The sequence below is a fragment of the Pseudomonas viridiflava genome (assembly GCF_003702045.1).
GTDB lineage: Bacteria > Pseudomonadota > Gammaproteobacteria > Pseudomonadales > Pseudomonadaceae > Aquipseudomonas > Aquipseudomonas viridiflava_C.
Map to the genome: position 1 here is coordinate 129,785 of NZ_RBTP01000011.1, position 21,552 is coordinate 151,336.

A 21,552-nucleotide genomic window follows, 5' to 3' on the forward strand; every position below is an offset into this window, starting at 1 on the left:
GCGCGCAATCCGGGATCACGGCGTGCGGTTACGACGCGTCTCGATAATATTCGGCAACTGGGAAATACGCCCCAGCAACCGACCCAGCGCATCCAGCCCAGGGATCTCAATGGTCAGCGACATCAACGCGGTGTTGTCTTCCTTGTTCGAACGCGTGTTGACCGCCAGCACGTTGATGCGCTCATTGAGCAGCACCTGGGTCACGTCACGCAACAGACCGGAACGGTCGTAAGCGCGGATGATGATGTCCACCGGATAGGTAAGTACCGGCACCGGCCCCCAACTGACCTGGATGATCCGCTCGGGCTCGCGCCCGCCCAGTTGCAGCACCGAGGCGCAGTCCTGACGGTGAATGCTCACCCCGCGACCCTGGGTGATGTAACCGACGATGGCATCGCCCGGCAGCGGCTGGCAGCAGCCAGCCATCTGGGTCATCAGGTTGCCCACGCCCTGGATCTGAATATCGCCGCGCTTGCCCGGCTTGTAGCCCGTGGCCTTACGCGGGATCAGTTCCAGCTGTTCATTCATGCGGTCTGGCTCGACCTGCTGCTGAGCCAGATTGACCAGTTGCGCCAGACGCAGATCGCCAGCACCGAGCGCCGCGAACATGTCGTCGGCGGTCTTGTGATTGGCCTTGTCGGCCAGCTTGTCGAAATCGACTTGCGGCAGCGCCAGACGCCCCAGCTCACGCTCGAGCAGGGTTCTGCCGGCGGCGACGTTCTGATCGCGGGCCTGCAACTTGAACCAGTGAACGATCTTGGCTCGCGCCCTGGACGTGGTGATGTAGCCCAGGTTCGAGTTCAGCCAGTCGCGACTCGGCGTGCCGTGCTTGCTGGTGATGATCTCGACCTGCTCACCAGTCTGCAGGCTGTAGTTGAGGGGCACGATCCGGCCGTTGATCTTCGCGCCACGGCAGTTGTGGCCGATCTCGGTGTGTACCCGATAGGCGAAATCCAGCGGCGTCGCGCCCTTGGGCAGGTCGATGGCATGGCCGTCAGGCGTGAACACGTAAACCCGGTCCGGCTCGATATCGACCCGCAACTGGTCGGCCAGCCCGCCGATATCACCCAGCTCTTCGTGCCACTCCAGCACCTGGCGCAGCCAGGAGATTTTCTCTTCGTAATGGTTGGAGCCGGATTTGACGTCCGTGCCCTTGTAACGCCAATGCGCGCAAACGCCTAGTTCGGCCTCTTCGTGCATGGAATGGGTACGAATCTGGACTTCCAGCACCTTGCCTTCCGGCCCGATGACGGCGGTGTGCAGCGAGCGGTAGCCGTTTTCCTTGGGGTTGGCGATGTAGTCGTCGAACTCCTTGGGAATGTGCCGCCATAAGGTGTGCACGATCCCCAGCGCTGTGTAGCAGTCGCGCATTTCCGGGACGAGTACGCGCACCGCTCGCACGTCATAGATCTGGCTGAACGCCAAGCCCTTGCGCTGCATTTTGCGCCAGATGGAATAGATGTGTTTGGCACGGCCGCTGATATCGGCGGTAACGCCCGTGGCCAGCAGTTCGTTTTCCAGCTGGGACATGACATCGCTGATGAACCGTTCACGGTCCAGACGACGCTCGTGCAACAGCTTGGCGATCTGCTTGTACTGATCAGGCTCCAGGTAGCGGAAAGACAGGTCTTCCAGCTCCCACTTGATGTGCCCGATACCCAGACGGTGGGCAAGCGGTGCATAGATGTCGAAGACTTCCCGCGCCACGCGGTTACGCTTTTCGTCGTCGGCGTTCTTCACCGCACGAATCGCACAGGTACGCTCGGCCAGCTTGATCAGTGCGACGCGCACGTCGTCAACCATCGCCACCAGCATCTTGCGCAGGTTCTCGACCTGAGCCTGACTGCCCAGCACCAGCGACTGGCGCGGGCTGAGACTGGCGCTGATTGCGGCCATGCGCAGCACGCCGTCGATCAGTTTGGCAACCGTTGCACCAAACTGCTGCTCGACATCCGGCAGCGGAATGACGCCTTCGCGCACGCCCCGATAAATAACCGCTGCCACCAGCGAGTCCTGATCCAGCTTGAGGTCAGCCAGAATTTCCGCGATTTCCAGACCGGTCTGGAAACTGGACGTGCCATCTGCCCAATGATTCTTCAGTGCCTTGTCGTTATGCTCGGCTTGCCGGGCGAACTCACAGGCTTTTTTCATGACGTCCCGGTCCAGGACCAGGTCGACGCTGACAATATGATCAAGCCATGCGTCGAGGTTGATACTGCCGTCTGTGTTTATCGGCTGGTGCGCTCTCACCTGTACCATGCTGCTTACCTTCCCTACGGCGCGATGAATAGCGCCATCAGTCGCCAGCCTTCTGAGCGAATGCCACTTGCCGGGCAAGCAAGGACCGGCATTCGCGGGCCAGTCGGATTAAATGAGATTCCCTGTCAGCCGCTGATTCGATCCAATGAACCGCTGCTCACTTACTCATTTCAAATAAAGCCATCGCCTCGACATGCGCCGTCTGAGGAAACATATCGAGAATTCCGGCACGTTTCAGTCGGTAGCCCTGATTGACCAGTTCGACCGTGTCGCGAGCCAAAGTTGCCGGGTTGCATGACACATAGAGCAACCGCTGGGCGCCTGTTTTACGGATCTGGCGCACCACTTCAAATGCACCGTCGCGCGGCGGGTCCAAGAGTACCGCAGAAAACCCCTCGGCTGCCCAACTCGCGTTCGTCAGCGGCTGCGAAAGATCTGCCTGAAAAAACGCTACATTATGCAGATCATTACTCACCGCGTTTGCCCCCGCACGTTCGACCATCGTCGCAACGCCCTCGACCGCCACCACTTCCTTCGCCTTTGCGGCCAGCGGCAAAGCGAAGTTGCCAAGGCCACAGAACAGATCCATGACCCGTTCATCGGCCGCAGGTGCCAGCCACTTGAGCGCCTGCTCGATCATCGCGGTATTGACCGCCGCGTTGACCTGAATGAAATCCCCTGGCCGCCATGCCAATTGCAAGTCCCAAGGCTCCAGACGATAGCCCAGTTGATCATCGGGACTCACTGGCTGCGGATCACCTTCGCCGTGCAACCACAACTGAGCGTCGTGCGTTGCACAGAACGCATTGAGCACAGCCAGATCAGCATCCGCCAGCGGTGCGGTGTGACGCAACAACACCGCAACGGCCGACCCGCTGAACAGCTCGACATGCCCCAGCGCCTGAGGCTTGCTCAGGCTGCGCAGCATGGCGGGCAATTGCGTCATGATCGGTTGCAAGGCTTGTACCAGCACTGGGCATTCGTCGATGCCGACAATGTCCTGGCTGGCCGTTGCCCGAAAGCCGACGTCCAGCCGTTTGGCCTTCACATCCCAGCGTACGGCGACCCGGGCGCGCCTGCGGTAGGCCAGTTCGGAGCCGCTCAACGGAGCTGCCCACTCCTGCGGTTCTACATTGGCTACCCGCAGCAACTGCTCGGCAAGCATGCGCTGTTTCAGGGCAAGCTGTTCGTCATGAGGCACGTGTTGCACGCTGCAACCGCCACAACGCCCGAAGTGCTTGCACATGGGCGCACGACGCATATCGCTGGCGGTAAACACCCGCTCAGTGCGTGCTTCGACCACCTTGCCGCGGGCATTGAGCACGCGCGCTTCGACCTCCTCGCCTGCCAGACTGCCGGCAACGAACCAGGTGCGACCTTCAAGAAACGCAATACCGCGCCCGTCATCCGACAGGCGCTCGATGGTCAGGCGCTGTTTTTTGCCGACGGGCACCTGCACGGTCTTGACGCCGCCGGTAGGCTGGAAGCGCAATCCTCTCTCATGCTTGGCCATCAGTTGGGCGCGTCGTAGATGCCAGTCGACAGGTAACGGTCGCCTCGGTCACAGATGATTGCCACGATCACGGCGTTTTCGACCTCACGGGAAATGCGCAGCATGCCCGCCACCGAACCACCGGATGACACGCCGCAGAAAATACCTTCTTCACGCGCCAGTCGGCGCATGGTGTCTTCGGCTTCGGTCTGGCCCATGTCGATGATGCGGTCGACGCGATCGGCCTGATAGATCTTCGGCAGGTACTCGTAAGGCCAGCGGCGGATACCGGGAATGGACGCGCCTTCCATCGGTTGCAAACCGACGATCTGCACCTGGGGATTCTGCTCCTTGAGGTAACGCGAGGTGCCCATGATGGTGCCGGTCGTGCCCATCGAACTGACGAAATGGGACACAGTGCCGCCCGTCTGCCGCCAGATTTCCGGACCGGTGGAGGTGTAATGCGCCTCGGGATTATCGCCATTAGCGAACTGGTCCAGCACTTTACCGCGCCCTTCAGCCTGCATGCGCCCGGCAAGGTCACGGGCACCTTCCATGCCCTCTTCCTTGCTGACCAGAATGAGTTCGGCACCGTAGGCGGTCATCGCCGCCTTGCGCTCGGCGCTCGAGTTGTCCGGCATAATCAGGATCATGCGGTAGCCCTTGATCGCCGCAGCCATCGCCAGCGCGATACCGGTATTGCCGGAAGTGGCTTCGATCAGGGTGTCACCGGCGTTGATCTGGCCGCGAAGTTCGGCACGGGTGATCATCGACAGCGCGGGACGGTCTTTCACCGAGCCAGCCGGGTTGTTACCTTCAAGCTTCAACAAGAGGGTATTGCTGGTGTTACCCGCCATGCGTTGCAGACGCACCAGCGGGGTGTTGCCGACGCAATCGGCAATGGTTTGATACTGCAAGGTCATGGCGTATTCGCAATCCAGACTGCGGGGCGCCTATCATAACGGCAAACGCTCAAACCCCATATCACGCAAAGTGCGCGCGCTATAACCAAAAGATATAAGTGCCCCCCTGCCTTCCTCTTTGGATCAAGGGCATTTCTGGCGCAACACTAATGTGCCCACACTGACGGTAAATGGCTAAACTCATCCCCTTGTGCCGATAGGGCCAGGCGACTGCTGCCTGATATCGACGGACTGATACCGGTTGCTGGAGAAAGAGCGTGCTGAACAAGCTGGGTATAAAAGGCCGCGTACTACTGTTGACCATCCTCCCCGCCAGCCTGATGGCCGCGGTGTTGGGCGGCTATTTCACCTGGATGCAATTGCACGAACTGCAGAACCAGTTGTTGCAGCGCGGCGAAATGATCGCTCAGGATCTGGCGCCGTTGTCAGCCAGTGCATTGGGGCGCAAAGACAAGATTTTGCTGACCCGCATTGCGACCCAGACTCTTGAACAGGCCGACGTGCGCGCCGTGTCGTTCCTGGATGTCGATCGCACCTCGCTGGCTCATGCGGGGCCGACCCTGATCAGTCCTTCGCCCATTGGCAGCAGCACCCAGCTGCTCAGTTCGTCCGGCAATGACGCCACTCGCTACCTGATGCCGGTATTCGGTCATCAGCGTCACCTCACCAGCCCGATCATCCCCGCCGAAGCCGACATGCTGTTGGGCTGGGTGGAACTTGAGATTTCCCACAACGGCACTCTGTTGCGCGGCTATCGCAGCCTGTTTGCCAGCCTGCTGCTGATTTTCACCGGCCTTGCCTTCACCGCCATTCTGGCCGTCCGCATGAGCCGCACCATCAACGGCCCGCTGAGCCAGATCAAGCAGGCCGTTTCGCAACTCAAGGACGGCAACCTGGAAACACGCCTGCCACCGCTGGGCAGCCGCGAGCTGGATCAGCTTGCGTCGGGCATCAATCGCATGGCCGCCACCCTGCAGAATGCGCAGGAAGAGTTGCAAATGAGCATCGATCAGGCAACCGAGGACGTCAGGCAGAACCTGGAAACCATCGAAATCCAGAACATCGAGCTGGACCTGGCGCGCAAGGAGGCCTTGGAAGCGAGCCGGATCAAGTCCGAATTTCTGGCCAACATGAGCCACGAAATCCGCACGCCGCTCAACGGGATTCTGGGCTTTACCCACCTGTTGCAAAAAAGCGAGCTCACTCCGCGTCAGTACGACTACCTCGGCACCATCGAAAAGTCCGCCGACAACCTGTTGAGCATCATCAACGAGATCCTCGACTTCTCAAAGATCGAGGCCGGCAAGCTGGTGCTGGATAACATTCCGTTCAACCTGCGCGACTTATTGCAAGACACCTTGACGATCCTGGCACCCGCTGCCCACGCCAAACAGCTTGAACTGGTCAGTCTGGTTTACCGCGACACGCCGCTGGCCCTGTCGGGCGACCCGCTGCGGCTCAGGCAGATCCTGACCAATCTGGTCAGCAACGCGATCAAGTTCACCCGCCAGGGCACCATCGTCGCCCGCGCCATGCTCGAAGACGAAACCGAAGAACATGCCCAGTTGCGCATCAGCGTGCAGGACACCGGCATAGGCCTGTCCAGTCAGGACGTGCGCGCGCTGTTCCAGGCGTTCAGCCAGGCCGACAATTCCATCTCGCGCCAACCGGGCGGTACGGGCCTGGGGCTGGTGATTTCCAAGCGACTGATCGAGCAGATGGGCGGCGAAATCGGGGTCGACAGCACACCGGGCGAAGGCTCGGAGTTCTGGATCAGCCTCAACCTGCCCAAGGCTCGCGAAGACAAGGAGGAAACCGCCAACCAAGCGCTCGAAGGCCTGCGCGCGGCGGTGCTTGAACACCACGATCTGGCCCGTCAGGCGCTGGAGCATCAACTGGAGGACTGCGGGCTGCACACCGTTGTCTTCAACAATCTGGAAAACCTGCTCAACGGCGTGACGGCAGCGCATGACACGTCACAGGCCATTGATCTGGTGGTGCTGGGCGTAACGGCTCTGGAAATTTCGCCGGAGCGGTTGCGCCAGCATATCTGGGACCTGGAAAACCTTAACTGCAAGGTGATGGTGTTGTGCCCCACCACTGAGCATGCGCTGTTCCAGATGTCCGTACACGATGTGTACACCCAGTTGCAGGCCAAGCCGGCCTGTAGCCGTAAACTGCACAAGGCGCTGTCCGAACTGATTGCACCACGTGCGATCCGTGCCGACGTCAGCCTGCCGCTGTCCAGCCGTGCGCCGCGCGTGCTGTGCGTGGACGACAATCCTGCCAACCTGCTGCTGGTGCAGACCCTGCTCGAAGACATGGGCGCTGAAGTCGTGGCGGTGGACGGGGGTTACGCGGCCGTGAGCGCAGTGCAGCAGGAAGCGTTCGATCTGGTGCTGATGGACGTTCAGATGCCAGGCATGGACGGCTGTCAGGCCACCGAAGCGATTCGCGCCTGGGAAACCGAGCGCAATCAAACCTCCCTGCCGATTGTCGCCCTTACAGCTCATGCGATGGCCAACGAAAAACGCTCGCTGTTGCAAAGCGGCATGGACGACTACCTGACCAAACCGATCAGCGAACGCCAACTGGCGCAGGTGGTGCTCAAATGGACAGGGCTGGCGCTGCGCAACCCCGTCCCGGAACGTCAGGCGGAAACCAGCGTCGCTCACGTCGGGCCGCTGGTGCTGGATCACGAAGAAGGCTTGCGTCTGGCAGCTGGCAGCTGGCAAGCCGGATCTGGCGGCGGACATGCTGGCCATGCTGCTGGCCTCACTGGACGCCGACCGCGACGCCATTCGGGCTGCGCGTGCCAGCGAAGATATTCAAGGCATCATCGAACGCGTCCACCGCCTGCACGGTGCGACACGCTACTGCGGCGTCCCGCAACTGCGCACCGCCTGCCAGCGCGCCGAAACCCTGCTCAAACAGGATGCGCCGCATACCGAAGACGCGCTGGATGATCTTGAAAAGGCCATCATACGGTTGGCGGCAGAGGCGCGGGTGACGGCTTGATCCTGAAACACTCTTGATCGTGCCCACGCTCGCGCTCATCGCGACGTGTAGAACGATGAGCGATCAAGACCTGACACCGCAAAAAGGACCCTCACCCATGCGTGTACTCATCTACAGCAGTCAGGAATACGACCGCGCCAGCTTTCTTGCCGAACGCCTGCCCGACGGACTGGAGCTGAGTTTTCAGCCCGCTCGCCTGACGATCGAAACTGCCGCGCTGGCCGACGGCCATGAAGTGGTTTGTGCTTTTATCAACGACGACCTGGGTGCACCGGTGCTTGAGCGCCTGGCAGGGGGCGGCACGCAACTGATCGCGCTGCGCTCGGCCGGCTTCAACCATGTGGACCTGCCCGCCGCCCTGCGCCTGGGTTTGAGCGTCGTGCGGGTGCCCGCCTATTCACCTCATGCCGTGGCCGAGCATGCGGTGGCGCTGATTCTGTCGCTCAACCGGCACTTGCACCGTGCCTGCAATCGCACCCGCGATGGCGATTTCAGCCTGCATGGTCTGACGGGTTTCGATCTGGTCGGCAAGACCGTCGGGGTCGTCGGCACCGGACAGATCGGTGCGACGTTCGCAAAAATCATGGCCGGGTTCGGCTGCACGCTGTTGGCCCACGACCCCACCCCCAATCCCGAAGTCGAGGCGCTGGGTGCTCAATACCTGAGCCTCCCCGACCTGCTGGCTCAGTCGCGAATCATCAGCCTGCACTGCCCGCTCACCGAGCAGACCCGCTACCTGATCAACGAACAGTCGCTGGCCACGTTGCAACCCGGCGCGATGCTGATCAACACCGGACGTGGCGCACTGGTGGAAACCCCAGCGCTGATCAATGCCCTCAAGACCGGTCAATTGGGCTATCTGGGGCTGGATGTTTACGAAGAAGAGGCTCAGCTGTTTTTTACTGATCGTTCCGACCTGCCGTTGCAGGATGACGTATTGGCGCGCCTGCTGACCTTCCCCAATGTCATCGTCACGGCGCATCAGGCTTTCCTGACCAAAGAAGCGCTTAGTGCTATCGCCCGTACCACGCTGGATAACATCGTCGCCTGGGCGGCGGGCACGTCGCAGAATCGGGTAGAGGGTTAACCTGGCGGCTGTGCATGTTAGGATGCGCGCAATTTTGGAGGACCCATGGTCGAACACGATTTCCGCTACAGCATGCTCAACCCGCAACATACCCTGACCGAGTGCCGCACACTGGGGCCTGGTCGGTATCAGGTCACCGGCAACGGCGGCTCCATCCACAACAACGACCAGTTGCTGGTGACGATCAAGGGCAGCAAAAGCCTTTATATGCGCCTGTCGGTCGAGAAAGTCCGGCACCTGATCAACCCGCCTGGCCAATGGGTCGCGGTTGCCCACGGGCCGGTGTTCGACGAATTGGCGATCCACGAGTGGCAGGTGCATTGCGACCGTTGCAACGTCGAATTGAAGTTCGAGTTCATGGTTGAGAGCAAGCTGGGCGTCAAGGCGCAGAAACCTGCAGCCGCTGCTCGCATTGCGGAACTGGGCTGGAAAACCGAAGGCGAAAAGCATTTCTGCAAGAAGTGCCAGGGGCAGGCGGCATGAAACAGTTTTTGCTGACAAGCCTGATCGCAAGTGCGCTGTTGGTGGGCTGTTCGACGCAGCAACCCAGCATTCGGCAGGACCAAAGCTATGTGATGGAGTGGATCGGCGAACGTCCGCTGATCGATAACAGCCGCTTGACCATGACCCTTGGTGCCGACGGCCGCGCCTATGGCAATGCAGGCTGCAATCACTGGTTCGCGCCTTACACGCTGCGCGACGGCACCATCAGCTTCGGCGCCCTGGGCAAGACCCGCAAAATGTGCGCGCCTGCACTGATGGAGCAGGAAGAACGCTTCCTGAAATCCATGTCCAGCGTCCAGCGCTGGGACATCTCACCCATTCAACAACTGCGCCTGTGGCCAGCCGAAGGCAAGCCGCTGCGGTTCTGGCTGGAAGAGAGCTGACAGAACAGTGCGGTGACTTAACCACCGCTGGCGGAGCGATCATCTTCGGTACGTTGATCGTGCCCATGCTCCGCGCGGTCATGCAACCGGGACGCTCCGCGTCCCTCTGGGTCTCAGAAGAGAGAAACCGTCGGATTCACCACCGCTGGACGCAGAGCGTGAAGAACGATCAGATGCGCGCAGGATCAACCCTCCCCGCGCAGCGCCTTGAGTTTCTGCATCACGGTCGCGGCGGACTGCTCGCCCAGCAATTGCTCACGCATCTTGCCCTTGTCGTCGATGATGTAGGTTACCGGCAGCGCTTCGGAAGGTGGCAAGTCATAGTGCTCGGCCGGGTCCTGAGCCAGCACGGTGAATTTGATGCCCATCGCGCTTGCCGCACTTTTCAGCTCGTCGCCCTGCAGATTGTCGAAGTTGACGCCCAGCACGGTGACCTTTTTGTCCTTCAACTGCTCGGACAAGGTGTTGAATTCCGGAATCTCCACGCGGCACGGTCCGCACCATTCGGCCCAGTAGTTCACCACCAGCCAATGACCGTCGATACGCTCGCTGGAAACCTTCTGACCGTTCTGGTCCGCGCCCAGATCCACGCCACATCCACTGAGCAGCAAACTGCCGATAAGCGTCGCCGCTGCTGCCAATCGCCTAACCATCTGTGCTTCCTTCCTCGACTCTGAAGACCGGTTACTGATGAACCTGAATGCGACTATTGACTACTCGATATGTCGAACAGTGCCATCGCGTGGGTAGAATACGCGTCACTCCCTGCAAGATGCGACCTGCAAATGACCGATCTGACGCTGTATCACAACCCGCGCTGCACCAAATCCCGCGGCGCGCTGGAACTGCTTCAGGCCCGCGGCCTGAGTCCCGACGTCGTCCTGTATCTGGAAACCCCACCGGATGCCGCCCAACTGCGGCAGTTGCTCGACAAGCTGGGCATGAGCGCACGACAACTGCTGCGCACCGGCGAGGATGATTACAAACAGCTGAATCTGGCTGACCCGAGCCTGAGCGACGAACACCTGATTGCCGCGATGGCCGCGCATCCGAAACTGATCGAACGGCCGATTCTGGTCGTTGGCGACAAGGCCGTTATTGGCCGCCCACCCGAGAACGTTCTGGAGCTATTGCCGTGAGCACACCTTACATTCTGGTCCTGTATTACAGCCGCAACGGCGCCACCAGCGAAATGGCCCGCCAGATTGCCCGTGGTGTGGAGCTCGGCGGCATGGAAGCGCGACTGCGCACCGTGCCTGCCATCTCTGCCGACTGCGAAGCGACCGCGCCCGGCATTCCGGAAAACGGCGCGCTGTACGCGACCCTTGATGATCTCAAGCACTGCTCGGGTCTGGCGCTGGGCAGCCCGACCCGTTTCGGCAACATGGCCGCACCGCTCAAGTACTTCCTGGACGGCACCAGTAACCTGTGGCTGACCGGCGCGCTGGTTGGCAAGCCGGCCAGCGTCTTTACCTCCACCGCCAGCCTGCACGGCGGTCAGGAAACCACATTGATGTCGATGTTGTTGCCCCTGCTGCACCACGGCATGCTGGTCATGGGCCTGCCATACAGTGAATCCGCGTTGCTGGAAACCACTGGCGGCGGCACGCCCTACGGTGCCAGCCATCACGCAGGCGCCGACGGCAAACGTCCGCTGGACCGTCACGAAACCGACCTGTGCCGCGCCTTGGGCCAGCGCGTGGCGAAAACCGCGCTGCAACTGGACACCCCGCGTGGCTAAAACGCCCAAGGCGCTGCCGGCCAGGGAATGGCTGGAGCCACGGGTGCGTTTGAGCCGGGCCGCCAGCCTGATCGGTTTTCTCGGCATGATCGCCCTGCTGTCGGTGTATTACCTGTTTTTTGCCGATCTGCACGGCGCTCGGCCAGGGGTGATCCTGGCCGTTGAGCTGCTGCCCTTGTTGATTCTGGCGCCCGGCATGTTCACCGGCAGCCCACGCGGGCATGCGTGGACATGCTTTGTCGTCAACCTGTACTTGCTCAAGGGTGCGCTTGCCGCGTTCGACCCGAATCGCTGGCTGTTCGGACTGCTGGAAATGTCGGTCAGTGTCGCCGTGTTCGTCAGCACGTTGCTCTACGTGCGCTGGCGTTTTCAGCTAAACCGCAAACTTGCGGAGCTCGCGCAGGTCTGAACCCCCGACCTGTCTGTTGATTGTCCTTTGGAGAACCGATGCACGATTACAAATGGCTGAACGAATACTGCCTGAACCGTTTCGGCTCCGCCAAAGCACTGGAAGCCTATCTGCCCACCCCCAAAACCCCCAGGCAACTGCAAGCCATTAGCGCGGACCGCTACCTGTCAACGCTGGCCCTGCGTGTGTTTCGGGCAGGTCTCAAGCACAGCCTCGTAGACTCCAAGTGGCCTGCGTTCGAAGAGGTGTTCTTTCGCTTCGATCCGGAAAAAGTCGTGCTGATGGGCGCCGATCACCTGGAACGCCTGATGCAGGACGCACGCATCATTCGCCACTTGGGCAAGCTCAAAAGCGTACCGCGCAACGCGCAACTGATTCTGGACATCGAACAGGAGCATGGCAGTTTCGGCCAGTTCATCGCTCAATGGCCGGTCGATAACATCACCGGGCTTTGGCAATACCTGGCTAAACACGGCAACCAGATGGGTGGGCTGTCCGCGCCGCGTTTCCTGCGCATGGTGGGCAAAGACACGTTCATCCCCACCAACGACGTAGTGGCCGCGCTGAATGCGCAGGATATTGTCGACAGAGTACCCACCAGCAAACGCGATCAGGCCATTGTGCAGGACGTGTTCAACCAGTGGCACGCGGAAAGCGGCAGACCGATGTGCCAGCTTTCAGCGATGCTGGCGTTTACGGTCAACCACTGATCACGTTCAGATATTGACCACATTGACGAACCGCGAGGCAGCGGTTTCGTCGATGCGCAGGCTGGTGAAGTCGAACAGGTTACGGTCGGCCAGTTGTGAAGGCTGGACGTTCTGCAAGGCGCGGAAGATGCTTTCAGTGCGGCCTGGGGTCTTACGCTCCCAGTCTTGCAGCATTTCCTTGACCACCTGACGCTGCAGGTTTTCCTGAGAACCGCACAGGTTACAAGGGATGATCGGGAACGCCTTGAAGTCCGAATACGCCTGAATGTCCTTCTCGTGGCAATACGCCAGCGGGCGAATCACCACGTTGCGGCCATCGTCGGCACGCAGCTTGGGCGGCATGGCCTTGAGCGAGCCGTTGAAGAACATGTTCAGGAAGAAGGTTTCGACGATGTCATCGCGATGATGACCCAGCGCCATTTTGGTCGCACCGATCTCATCAGCGAAGGTGTACAGCGTGCCGCGACGCAGGCGTGAACACAGTGAGCACGTGGTCTTGCCTTCAGGCACCAGTTCCTTGACCACCGAGTAAGTGTCTTTCTCGACGATGTGGTACTCGACGCCCAGTTCTTTCAGATAGGCCGGCAATACGTGCTCCGGAAACCCCGGCTGCTTCTGGTCCATGTTGACGGCAACGATGTCGAACTTTATCGGCGCGACTTTCTGCAAATGCATGAGCACGTCGAGCATGGTGTAGCTGTCCTTGCCCCCGGACAGGCAGACCATGACTTTGTCACCCTCCTCAATCATGTTGAAGTCGGCAACCGCTTCGCCGGCCAGCCGACGCAGGCGTTTCTGCAGTTTGTTCTGATTGACTGAAAGGGTGCCCATTGACTGGTGGTATCCGCTAACGATGACAGTGAGAAAAGATCGCCATTTTACGCAAAACCGCAGGCCGGTAAAACAACGTACTTGCGTGTACCGCTGAGTACCGCTTGCTATTAACAGCCGTTGTGCAATCGCCAAACGCTCTAAGCGCGCGGTTATGTCGCAGGGATGAAGTTCCTATACTGATTCATGAAGTCGTATCCGAACATAAGGAGTACGCACATGATTCATCATGTCTGGGGGCTCTTCACGCACCCCGATCAGGAATGGAAGCAAATTCGGGGTGAAGAAGAAACCATCGGCCACATGTACCTCACGCACACGTTGGTCCTGGCAGCCATCCCGGTGGTTTCGGCTTATATAGGCACAACGCAAGTCGGCTGGGTCATCGGCGAGCGTCCACCGGTGATGCTCACGCATGGCAGCGCGATCTGGATGGCGATCATGTCGTATGCCTCCATGTTGGGAGGCGTGGCGGTCATGGGCAGTTTCATCCACTGGATGGCGCGCACCTACGACGCCACCCCGACGCTGGCGCAATGCATAGCGTTCGCCACCTACACCGCTACGCCCCTGTTCTTTGGCGGTCTGGCAGCGCTTTATCCCCACCTGTGGCTCGGCATGGTCGTCGGCACGGCGGCGGTCTGTTACACGGTTTACCTGCTCTATGTCGGCCTGCCGACGTTCATGAACCTGCCTTCGGAAGAGGGATTCATGTTTTCCAGCTCGATCCTGGCTGTGGGCCTGGTAGTGCTGGTTGCAATCATGGCGTTTACCGTCGTGCTGTGGGGCATCGGGATAGGTCCGCAATACACCCAATGAGCAGGAGCTGAGCGGGTCCGCCACTGTGCAGACCCGTCTATGTAAATGACCACCGGGCAGTTGGTGTTTTCAGCGCGCCCCCACATTACGGCATACTTGGCGCATTGGAGAGCCACACAGCATGCCCGAGCAACTCAATTCCCGCGTCGAAACCTGCTATCAACAAGCCGAAGCCTTTTTCAAACGTACGTTCAAACGCCCGGTCGTCAGCTTCAAACTGCGCGGCCAGAAAGCGGGCGTCGCCCATCTGCATGAGAACCTGCTGCGCTTCAACCCGCAGCTGTATCAGGAAAACGCCGAAGACTTTCTGCGCCAGACCGTGCCGCACGAAGTCGCGCACCTGATCGCTCACCAGTTGTTCGGCGGCAGCATTCAGCCCCACGGCGAAGAATGGCAGTTGATCATGCGCGGTGTGTACGAACTCCCCCCCAATCGCTGCCATACCTACGCGGTCAAGCGCCGCAGCGTGACGCGCTACATCTACCGCTGCCCGTGCGCCGACAGTGATTTTCCTTTTACGGCCCAGCGCCACAGCATGGTCAGCAAGGGCCGACGCTATTTGTGCAGGCGTTGTCGCCAGACGTTGGTGTTCAGCGGCGAAACCCGCACCGAATAACCCAACCCTCACAAATCGCAGGCAAAAAAAAACCCATCCGACGATGGGTTTTTTATGGTCTGAGCTTTATCAGCCAGTCATGAACGCTATCAGACTGTTTTACCGGTGTTCACTGCGTTGGCTGGAGTCGGGCCTTCAGCGACGCCCAGGTCGTCTTCAGGACGGGTTTCCAGGATCGCAGAACCACCGGAAGCCAGCTCGGACTGCAGCTTGTCGGTGTCCAGCTCGCCGACCCACTTGGCAACCACGACGGTGGCAACCGCGTTACCGACCAGGTTGGTCAGGGCGCGTGCTTCAGACATGAAGCGGTCGATACCCAGGATCAGCGCCAGACCGGCAACCGGCAGGTGGCCAACAGCCGACAGGGTTGCAGCCAGAACGATGAAGCCGCTACCGGTCACGCCAGCAGCACCTTTGGACGACAGCAGCAGAACCAGCAGCAGAGTGATCTGGTGCGTGATGTCCATGTGAGTGTTGGTCGCCTGAGCGATGAACACAGCCGCCATCGTCAGGTAGATCGACGTACCGTCCAGGTTGAACGAGTAGCCAGTCGGGATAACCAGGCCTACGACAGACTTCTTGGCACCCAAACGCTCCATCTTGATCAGCATGCGCGGCAGGGCCGATTCCGACGAAGACGTACCCAGTACGATCAACAGCTCTTCACGGATGTAGCGAACCAGCTTGAAGATACTGAAGCCGTGGGCACGGCAGATCGAGCCCAGCACCAGCACCACGAACAGGACGCAGGTGATGTAGAAGCAGATCATCAGTTGACCCAACTGCACCAGCGAACTCACGCCGTAGGCACCGATGGTGAAGGCCATTGCACCGAACGCACCGATGGGCGCCAGCTTCATGATCATGTTGATGATGTTGAACATCACGTGAGCGAAGCGATCGATGAAGTCCAGCACCGGCTTGCCATAGGCACCCAGGCGATGCAGGGCGAAACCGAAGATCACCGAGAACATCAGGACTTGCAGGATATCGCCGTTGGCAAACGCACCAACGATGGTGTTCGGAATGACGTTGAGGATAAAGCCGACGATGCTCTGGTCCTGACCAGCCGTCACGTAAGCGGCGATCTTGGAGGCGTCCAGCGTGCTGACGTCGATGTTCATGCCGGCGCCCGGCTGAACCACGTTCACGACGATCAGGCCGATCAACAGGGCGATGGTCGAAACGATTTCAAAGTACAACAGCGCGTAACCACCGGTCTTGCCAACCGACTTCATGCTCTGCATACCAGCGATACCGCTGACTACCGTACAGAAGATGATGGGGGCAATAACCATCTTGATCAGCTTGATGAACCCGTCACCCAGCGGCTTGAGGGCCTTGCCGGTATCAGGGTAGAAGTGGCCGATCAGGATACCGATAACAATCGCTACGATTACCTGAAAATAGAGAGATTTGTAGATGGGCTGACGAGTCGTCATTGCAGTTATCCTCAAGGGCGCCGTCGGCATCGTTACCTGATGCGCGCGAGCCTATAAAGCGCTAACCCTCCTGCACTGGAGGGATTTGTTTTGTCGAGCTGCACGGGGCAGGCCTCTGGAAGTTAAGTAGCAATAGGCATGCCATAGAGGCAAAGAGACATCAACGCCACGAATTACAAGGGCGCTGGGCTAACAATAGACGGGAACCGAAAAAAGAGATGGCGGTTTTCCGCCGCATTGAGCGAAAAACCGGGCTGCAGTGGCGGGTATCCGCCTTTCACAGCGAACGCCGGAGCGTCCTGAGCGTCCTGAGCGATGACGATTAGGTCCAGATCGCTTCGCCGTGTGGAGTGAGCTTGCTCACGAAGGCTGTTCAGAGGATGTACTGACCTCTTCGCAAGCAAACTATCTTCCACAGGGTGGATCCAGCAAGACCTGAGCGTTTCCCCTGGTGCTCCTGCGCAAGCAGGCCGCCCGTGACGCTCTGCGTCACATTTGGCCTCAGCTACTCCGCCATGAAGTGAATCCTGAACGCCGCGCCGCCCAGTGGCGAATCATCCAGTGTGAGGCGTGCGCTGTAGCTTTCGATGATGTCCTTGACCACGGCCAGGCCGATGCCCTGGCCGGGATTCTGGCGATCGAGGCGTTCGCCACGCTCCAGAATGCGCGCTCGCTGGTGTTGGGGCACGCCAGGGCCGTCGTCTTCGATGCAGACTGTGTCCCCCGACGGCGACGGGCTGAAGCTCACGCGGACCTCGCTCAGGCACAGCCGGTAGGCGTTTTCCAGCAGGTTGCCGAGCATTTCCAGCAATGCGCCCTCTTCCATGTGCACCTGACACTGTTCGGGAAGGTCCAGGGTGACCTTGACCCGCTTGTCGCGATACACCTTGTCGAGCGTGTTGCACAGGCTTTCGATCACGGGCCGCAGTATCACGTGATGGCGTACCAGTCCGCTCTTGCGCAGGCTTGCGCGTTGCAGTTGATAGCCGATTTGTTGGCTCATACGTTCGATCTGCGATTGCAGCACCCGTGCCTGTTCAACGTCATCGGGGCGTTTGGCGAAGTTTTCACTGACGCCTTGCAACACCGCCAATGGGGTTTTCAGGCTATGGGCCAGATCGCCCAGCGAGTCGCGATACCGCGCACGCTGCTCACGCTCGCTGCGTAACAAACGGTTGAGCGAGTCGGTCAGTCGCAGCAGTTCGCTGGGGTGTTGTTCGCTCAGGCTGTCACGCTCGCCGGTTTCCACCTGATCAAGCTCCACGCTCAAGCCTCGCAGCGCACGCAGGCCCCACGTCAGCCCCATCCATAACAAGCCGAGCAACACCAGCAAAGCGGTGCCGAACCCCAAATAAAGCTTCTGACGCAGATTGTTGATGGTTTCCTGATAACCGCGCAACGGCTGCACGGCGACGATGCTGAAGGCTGCATTGCGTCCACCCAGCAAGCGGATCTCGACGTCATAGACGAAATATTCGTCGCCGTTGATTTCCTTGATTTTGGTGAACTGGCTGCCCTGGCCGTCGTAGTTGGGGTGGTAGTCGATGTCCATCGCTTCGGTGGACAGCGAGCGCCAGACCATCTGCCCCTGACGGTTATAGATGTAGCCCATTAAACGGCTGCCCGGCAGATTGAACTGCTCGCCCGGCAGCAGCGACGGCATCAACAGGTGATCGTCTTCGACACGCGCTGCCGAGATCATTGTGGTGACGTCCGACGCCAGGCGCTGTTCGATAGCGCCACGCAACGCAAGGCTGAAAGCGCTCTGCAACGCAGGCAGCATCAGCAGCATGAAAATGACCGCAAGGGTCGCGGCGCCCAGCATCAGGCGCAGGCGCAGCGAACGAATCACGTACAGCGCTCAGTGAACAGATAGCCCATGCCGCGTACGGTTTCGATGGGTTTGAACGCCAGATTACCGTCCAGCTTGCGACGCAGACGCCCGACCAGTACCTCGATCACGTTCGGATCGCGCTCGTCGTCGTCCGGGTACAACTGCTCCATGAGTCGCTCCTTGGGCACCACTTGCTGGTGATGGAGCATCAGGTATTCCAGAATCCGGTACTCGTAGGCCGTGAGCGCCAGCGGCTGTTCGGACAGCGCGGCCTGTTTGCGATTGAGGTCCAGCAGCAGCGGGCCTGCGGTGATGGTGGACTGAATGAAGCCACTGGACCGACGCAGCAACGCGTTGAGCCGCGCATCCAGTTCTTCGAACTGGAATGGCTTGACCACGTAGTCGTCAGCCCCGGCCGCCAGCCCTTCGACCTTGTCCTGCCAGTTGCCGCGTGCGGTCAGGATCAAAATCGGAAAGGCTTTGCCCAGGGCGCGCAACTGACGAATCAGGTCCAGCCCGCCGATACCGGGCAGCCCCAGATCGATCACGGCAAGGTCATGATTGAACTGCGCGACCTGGTACAACGCCTCTTCGGCATTGGCCACCGCTTCAACCACATGCCCCGCTTCAGTCAGACGGGTCCGCAGGTGATGCCGCAACAACGCTTCATCCTCAACCACCAACAACTTCATGCAGCCCTCCCAGGCACAGCCCCAGCCTCAAGACAAAGAATGAAACGACAACGTCGCATCGGTGCTTAACAGCCGGGCACTTACGGGCACGTACTGCGTTACATCATAGCTGCCGAGCAGGATTTCACGGCTCACGGGCACACCATTGTGGGTGCCTGACACCGTGCCGTAAACCGGCGGCGAATAAAGCGTCCCCACTGCAACGTTTTTACGGTCCTGCTGGCCCATTTCGTGGCTCCAGCCATTGGCATCATCAAGACGTTCGCTGGTCTTGCCAAACTCGATACGCGTTGGCTCGACTCTGCCATCACCGGCCTGCGCCGCCGCACTGCCACCCAGAAAAGCCAGGGCCAGGAAAAACTTGTTGATGTTCAACATGCGGACTCCTTTTGCGTTCGGGGACGCTGTCAAGGTACGCCTCAACAGTAATCGCGCCGCGCTGAACCCCGACTGAACGCTGCATGAACCTGCACTGAATGACGTCGAATCGGCTATTGTTGCGACTCAATGCAACACCCCACCTAGAAGGAGCTGAACATGCGCGTGTGGATGGCTGTGATCATGATGAGTCTGGCTGGAATGTCCCAGGCCGCGATCAAGACCGAGCAGGTCGATTACAAGAGTGCCGACGGCACCAAACTAGTGGGCTATTACGCCTACGACGACGCCATAAAAGGCCCGCGTCCCGGGATTCTGGTGGTGCACGAATGGTGGGGATTGAACGAGTATGCCAAGCGCCGCGCCCGCGACCTGGCAGCGCTGGGCTACAGTGCGATGGCCATCGACATGTACGGTGAAGGCAAGAACACCGAGCACCCGAAAGACGCGATGGCGTTCATGCAGGCCGCCCTCAAGGACAGCGACGCCGCCGACAAGCGTTTCGACGCAGGCCTTGAACAACTGAAGAAGCAGCCGCAAACCGATCCGGCGAAAATAGCCGCCATCGGTTACTGCTTTGGCGGCAAGATCGTGCTTGATGCCGCCCGCCGTGGCGAACCGCTGCTGGGTGTGGTGAGCTTCCACGGCGCACTGGTCACCAACACCCCGGCCAAACCCGGCATCAAGGTGCCAATGCTGGTTGAACACGGTGCCAAAGACAGCATGGTCACCCCGGAAAACGTGGCTGCTTTCAAGAAAGAAATGGATGACGCCAACGCCGACTACACATTCGTCAGCATCGACGGTGCCAAGCACGGTTTCACCAACCCTGACGCCGACCGCCTGAGCCACGGCGAACACGGTGGCCCGGACATTGGCTACGACAAGGCAGCCGATCAAAGCTCATGGTCGGACATGCAGGTGTTCTTCAAGAAAATCTTCGGTTGATTGCTCGCAACCGAGCATGCCCATGACGTTCCGCGTCCCACTCCAAAGCGGACGTGGAGCGTCCTGAGAGCCATTCCCACGCTGGAATGGACTGCCCCCAGAGTGGGAGCGGACTTGTCCGCGAATACTGCGTTCAGACGCCGCATCTTCTTAGGCTTTACCGGCTTTCGGAGGGCAGTCCAAGAGTATGGGAACGATCATCTCAGTCAAATCCAGCCTTCCCTCAAGCCTGATCCCCCGGCAAAATGCCGTTCATGACCCAACTACCCGCCCTACCCGCCTGTTGTCCCGAACTGCTTGCCCACTGGCCGCTGCCCCAGGCCGTGCCCGGTGCGGTGCTGGTCAGTGGCCGTTTCGATCCCCTGAAGCTTGTCGATGGCGACTTTCAGCGCGTGACGGTCGAGAAGCCTGCCAGCATCCAGCGCTCGGTCGCCAAACGCCAGACCGAGTTTCTCGCCGGTCGGCTCTGCGCCCGCGAAGCGCTGCGCAGGCTCGATGCACGCCGCTACGCTCCCGGCATCGGTGAAGACCGTGCGCCGGTCTGGCCCACGGATGTCTGCGGTTCCATCACCCACAGCACCGGCTGGGCCGCCGCCGTGGTCGCCCACAAACAACAGTGGCGCGGGCTGGGGCTGGACACGGAAAACCTGTTGAGCCACGACCGCGCCTCACGCCTGGCCGGGGAGATTCTGACGGCCAATGAACTGGCCGAGATGGCCAAAGGGCCGCAAGACCAGATCGCGTTACGCGTGACCCTGACGTTCTCCATAAAAGAAGCACTGTTCAAGGCGCTGTATCCCATCGTTCAAAAACGCTTTTATTTCGAAGATGCCGAGCTTGTGGAGTGGTCCGAAGACGGCAGCGCGCGCATGCGGTTGCTGATGGACCTGTCCGGCGAGTGGCACCACGGCAAGGAACTGGAGGGCCAGTTCAGCGTGCAGGACGATCACCTGCTGAGCCTGATCGCGGTTCCTGTTTGATCAGTGGCCTTGTGAGCGTTTTCGTCGGGATCAATCGTGCAATGGACAATGCGCGCACCGACCGCCCCACTCGACCTGATAACTCAGACAACAGGCTTGTCGCTGCCCACCTCAAGACCTCGCTCATCTAGCGTCAGCCAGACTTTATTCAGGTGCAGCGCGTCATGACGACCTTGCAACAGGTTGGCCGACAGCACCGCAGGAATGATCTGCATGAAGTAATACTTGGCCCACTGGGACACCAGCACCGGTAGATGCCTGGTCATGAGTTCAGCGCCATAAAGATTCAACATCAACGCGTCCAGCCGCTCGGGGCGCAGCAGGTCGGGCAGTGCTACAGGCTGTGTATCGCTTGTAGCTTGCTCGCAGAGACTCTCTTTCAAACGTGTCCTCTCAAGCGGGTTTATGAAGTTCAAGCTAGCTGCCACCCAAATAAAATAGAGCTGACTGACCACTTTTTGAGCGAGGCCCCACCCTGTCTTCGAC

The 21,552-nt window shown here is 59.9% G+C and carries 21 protein-coding genes and 2 pseudogenes; 12 read left to right on the plus strand and 11 right to left on the minus strand.

The window, feature by feature from the left end; genetic code table 11:
* Positions 1-15: 15 nt before the first annotated feature.
* The 3 genes from relA to cysM form a co-directional block, all read right to left on the minus strand.
* On the minus strand, positions 16-2,259 hold the full coding sequence (gene relA, locus ALP40_RS02090) for a GTP diphosphokinase (protein ID WP_122206639.1): 2,244 nt from the start codon (positions 2,257-2,259) through the stop codon (positions 16-18).
* A 157-nt stretch (positions 2,260-2,416) separates the two neighbouring features.
* Positions 2,417-3,772: a 23S rRNA (uracil(1939)-C(5))-methyltransferase RlmD gene (gene rlmD / locus ALP40_RS02095; RefSeq protein WP_122206640.1), complete on the minus strand. Its 1,356-nt coding sequence runs from the start codon at positions 3,770-3,772 to the stop codon at positions 2,417-2,419.
* Complete coding sequence (cysM, locus tag ALP40_RS02100; protein ID WP_122206641.1) at positions 3,772-4,674, minus strand: cysteine synthase CysM; 903 nt, start codon at positions 4,672-4,674, stop codon at positions 3,772-3,774. Before cysM ends, rlmD begins: the two co-directional genes overlap by 1 nt.
* Positions 4,675-4,931: 257 nt before the next feature.
* Here cysM and ALP40_RS02105 point away from each other — a divergent pair.
* From ALP40_RS02105 to ALP40_RS02120, 4 genes and pseudogenes are all read left to right on the plus strand, one after another.
* Positions 4,932-7,692: pseudogene (locus ALP40_RS02105) on the plus strand (response regulator).
* Between the two features lie 97 nt (positions 7,693-7,789).
* On the plus strand, positions 7,790-8,779 hold the full coding sequence (locus ALP40_RS02110; protein WP_122206642.1) for a 2-hydroxyacid dehydrogenase: 990 nt from the start codon (positions 7,790-7,792) through the stop codon (positions 8,777-8,779).
* A gap of 45 nt (positions 8,780-8,824) precedes the next feature.
* Positions 8,825-9,262: a hypothetical protein gene (locus ALP40_RS02115; protein ID WP_122206643.1), complete on the plus strand. Its 438-nt coding sequence runs from the start codon at positions 8,825-8,827 to the stop codon at positions 9,260-9,262.
* Positions 9,259-9,666: an META domain-containing protein gene (locus ALP40_RS02120; protein ID WP_122206644.1), complete on the plus strand. Its 408-nt coding sequence runs from the start codon at positions 9,259-9,261 to the stop codon at positions 9,664-9,666. The genes ALP40_RS02115 and ALP40_RS02120 overlap by 4 nt, the downstream gene beginning before the upstream one ends.
* A 185-nt stretch (positions 9,667-9,851) precedes the next feature.
* Here the strand turns inward: ALP40_RS02120 and ALP40_RS02125 are convergent, their stop codons facing one another.
* Positions 9,852-10,319: a TlpA disulfide reductase family protein gene (locus ALP40_RS02125; RefSeq protein WP_122206645.1), complete on the minus strand. Its 468-nt coding sequence runs from the start codon at positions 10,317-10,319 to the stop codon at positions 9,852-9,854.
* Positions 10,320-10,451: 132 nt separating this feature from the next.
* Between ALP40_RS02125 and arsC the strand changes: the two genes are divergently transcribed.
* From arsC to ALP40_RS02145, 4 genes are read left to right on the plus strand one after another with little or no spacing between them, the layout of a single operon-like run.
* Entirely contained in the window at positions 10,452-10,805 is a 354-nt protein-coding gene (arsC, locus tag ALP40_RS02130) for an arsenate reductase (glutaredoxin) (RefSeq protein ID WP_122206646.1), read from the plus strand.
* Positions 10,802-11,407, plus strand: coding sequence for an NAD(P)H:quinone oxidoreductase (gene wrbA, locus ALP40_RS02135; RefSeq protein WP_122206647.1), 606 nt, complete (start codon positions 10,802-10,804; stop codon positions 11,405-11,407). Before arsC ends, wrbA begins: the two co-directional genes overlap by 4 nt.
* Positions 11,400-11,816, plus strand: coding sequence for a DUF2069 domain-containing protein (locus tag ALP40_RS02140; RefSeq protein WP_122206648.1), 417 nt, complete (start codon positions 11,400-11,402; stop codon positions 11,814-11,816). Before wrbA ends, ALP40_RS02140 begins: the two co-directional genes overlap by 8 nt.
* 38 nt (positions 11,817-11,854) lie before the next feature.
* Positions 11,855-12,526, plus strand: coding sequence for a DNA-3-methyladenine glycosylase I (locus ALP40_RS02145; RefSeq protein ID WP_122206649.1), 672 nt, complete (start codon positions 11,855-11,857; stop codon positions 12,524-12,526).
* 6 nt (positions 12,527-12,532) lie between these two features.
* Here ALP40_RS02145 and ttcA read toward each other — a convergent pair whose 3' ends face one another.
* Positions 12,533-13,357, minus strand: a complete 825-nt coding sequence (gene ttcA, locus ALP40_RS02150) for a tRNA 2-thiocytidine(32) synthetase TtcA (RefSeq protein ID WP_122206650.1) — start codon at positions 13,355-13,357, stop codon at positions 12,533-12,535.
* Positions 13,358-13,576: 219 nt separating this feature from the next.
* On the opposite strand from ttcA, the gene ALP40_RS02155 reads away from it, so the two are divergent.
* On the plus strand, positions 13,577-14,176 hold the full coding sequence (locus ALP40_RS02155; protein WP_122206651.1) for a Yip1 family protein: 600 nt from the start codon (positions 13,577-13,579) through the stop codon (positions 14,174-14,176).
* A 121-nt stretch (positions 14,177-14,297) separates the two neighbouring features.
* Entirely contained in the window at positions 14,298-14,792 is a 495-nt protein-coding gene (locus ALP40_RS02160; protein WP_004884196.1) for a SprT family zinc-dependent metalloprotease, read from the plus strand.
* Positions 14,793-14,881: 89 nt separating this feature from the next.
* On the opposite strand, the gene ALP40_RS02165 is transcribed toward ALP40_RS02160, so the two are convergent.
* From ALP40_RS02165 to ALP40_RS02180, 4 genes are all read right to left on the minus strand, one after another.
* A complete protein-coding gene (locus ALP40_RS02165; protein WP_122206652.1) occupies positions 14,882-16,234 on the minus strand; it encodes a dicarboxylate/amino acid:cation symporter in 1,353 nt (450 codons plus the stop codon).
* Between the two features lie 505 nt (positions 16,235-16,739).
* Complete coding sequence (locus tag ALP40_RS02170) at positions 16,740-18,086, minus strand: ATP-binding protein (RefSeq protein WP_122206653.1); 1,347 nt, start codon at positions 18,084-18,086, stop codon at positions 16,740-16,742.
* On the minus strand, positions 18,083-18,760 hold the full coding sequence (locus ALP40_RS02175; protein WP_122206654.1) for a response regulator: 678 nt from the start codon (positions 18,758-18,760) through the stop codon (positions 18,083-18,085). The genes ALP40_RS02170 and ALP40_RS02175 overlap by 4 nt, the downstream gene beginning before the upstream one ends.
* 27 nt (positions 18,761-18,787) lie before the next feature.
* Positions 18,788-19,138 carry a hypothetical protein gene (locus ALP40_RS02180; RefSeq protein WP_122206655.1) on the minus strand — a complete coding sequence of 117 codons (351 nt, stop codon included), beginning with the start codon at positions 19,136-19,138 and terminating at the stop codon, positions 18,788-18,790.
* A gap of 159 nt (positions 19,139-19,297) precedes the next feature.
* Between ALP40_RS02180 and ALP40_RS02185 the strand changes: the two genes are divergently transcribed.
* Complete coding sequence (locus ALP40_RS02185; protein ID WP_122206656.1) at positions 19,298-20,086, plus strand: dienelactone hydrolase family protein; 789 nt, start codon at positions 19,298-19,300, stop codon at positions 20,084-20,086.
* Positions 20,087-20,340: 254 nt separating this feature from the next.
* Positions 20,341-21,066, plus strand: a complete 726-nt coding sequence (locus tag ALP40_RS02190; protein ID WP_219853773.1) for a 4'-phosphopantetheinyl transferase — start codon at positions 20,341-20,343, stop codon at positions 21,064-21,066.
* A 30-nt stretch (positions 21,067-21,096) separates the two neighbouring features.
* On the opposite strand, the gene ALP40_RS26000 is transcribed toward ALP40_RS02190, so the two are convergent.
* The gene (locus tag ALP40_RS26000) at positions 21,097-21,153 is read right to left on the minus strand and encodes a (2Fe-2S)-binding protein (protein WP_236442361.1); all 57 of its coding nucleotides are present in this window, start codon (positions 21,151-21,153) and stop codon (positions 21,097-21,099) included.
* A 17-nt stretch (positions 21,154-21,170) separates the two neighbouring features.
* Positions 21,171-21,449, minus strand: a pseudogene (locus ALP40_RS25700) (siderophore-iron reductase FhuF); the annotation flags it as partial.
* Positions 21,450-21,552 lie beyond the last annotated feature (103 nt).

Coding starts and splice junctions, on each gene's coding strand:
- relA (WP_122206639.1), bottom strand. CDS start 2,259: ATGGTACAGGTGAGAGCGCACCAGCCGATAAACACAGACGGCAGTATC.
- rlmD (WP_122206640.1), bottom strand. CDS start 3,772: ATGGCCAAGCATGAGAGAGGATTGCGCTTCCAGCCTACCGGCGGCGTC.
- cysM (WP_122206641.1), bottom strand. CDS start 4,674: ATGACCTTGCAGTATCAAACCATTGCCGATTGCGTCGGCAACACCCCG.
- ALP40_RS02110 (WP_122206642.1), top strand. CDS start 7,790: ATGCGTGTACTCATCTACAGCAGTCAGGAATACGACCGCGCCAGCTTT.
- ALP40_RS02115 (WP_122206643.1), top strand. CDS start 8,825: ATGGTCGAACACGATTTCCGCTACAGCATGCTCAACCCGCAACATACC.
- ALP40_RS02120 (WP_122206644.1), top strand. CDS start 9,259: ATGAAACAGTTTTTGCTGACAAGCCTGATCGCAAGTGCGCTGTTGGTG.
- ALP40_RS02125 (WP_122206645.1), bottom strand. CDS start 10,319: ATGGTTAGGCGATTGGCAGCAGCGGCGACGCTTATCGGCAGTTTGCTG.
- arsC (WP_122206646.1), top strand. CDS start 10,452: ATGACCGATCTGACGCTGTATCACAACCCGCGCTGCACCAAATCCCGC.
- ALP40_RS02145 (WP_122206649.1), top strand. CDS start 11,855: ATGCACGATTACAAATGGCTGAACGAATACTGCCTGAACCGTTTCGGC.
- ttcA (WP_122206650.1), bottom strand. CDS start 13,357: ATGGGCACCCTTTCAGTCAATCAGAACAAACTGCAGAAACGCCTGCGT.
- ALP40_RS02155 (WP_122206651.1), top strand. CDS start 13,577: ATGATTCATCATGTCTGGGGGCTCTTCACGCACCCCGATCAGGAATGG.
- ALP40_RS02160 (WP_004884196.1), top strand. CDS start 14,298: ATGCCCGAGCAACTCAATTCCCGCGTCGAAACCTGCTATCAACAAGCC.
- ALP40_RS02165 (WP_122206652.1), bottom strand. CDS start 16,234: ATGACGACTCGTCAGCCCATCTACAAATCTCTCTATTTTCAGGTAATC.
- ALP40_RS02175 (WP_122206654.1), bottom strand. CDS start 18,760: ATGAAGTTGTTGGTGGTTGAGGATGAAGCGTTGTTGCGGCATCACCTG.
- ALP40_RS02180 (WP_122206655.1), bottom strand. CDS start 19,138: ATGTTGAACATCAACAAGTTTTTCCTGGCCCTGGCTTTTCTGGGTGGC.
- ALP40_RS02185 (WP_122206656.1), top strand. CDS start 19,298: ATGCGCGTGTGGATGGCTGTGATCATGATGAGTCTGGCTGGAATGTCC.
- ALP40_RS02190 (WP_219853773.1), top strand. CDS start 20,341: ATGACCCAACTACCCGCCCTACCCGCCTGTTGTCCCGAACTGCTTGCC.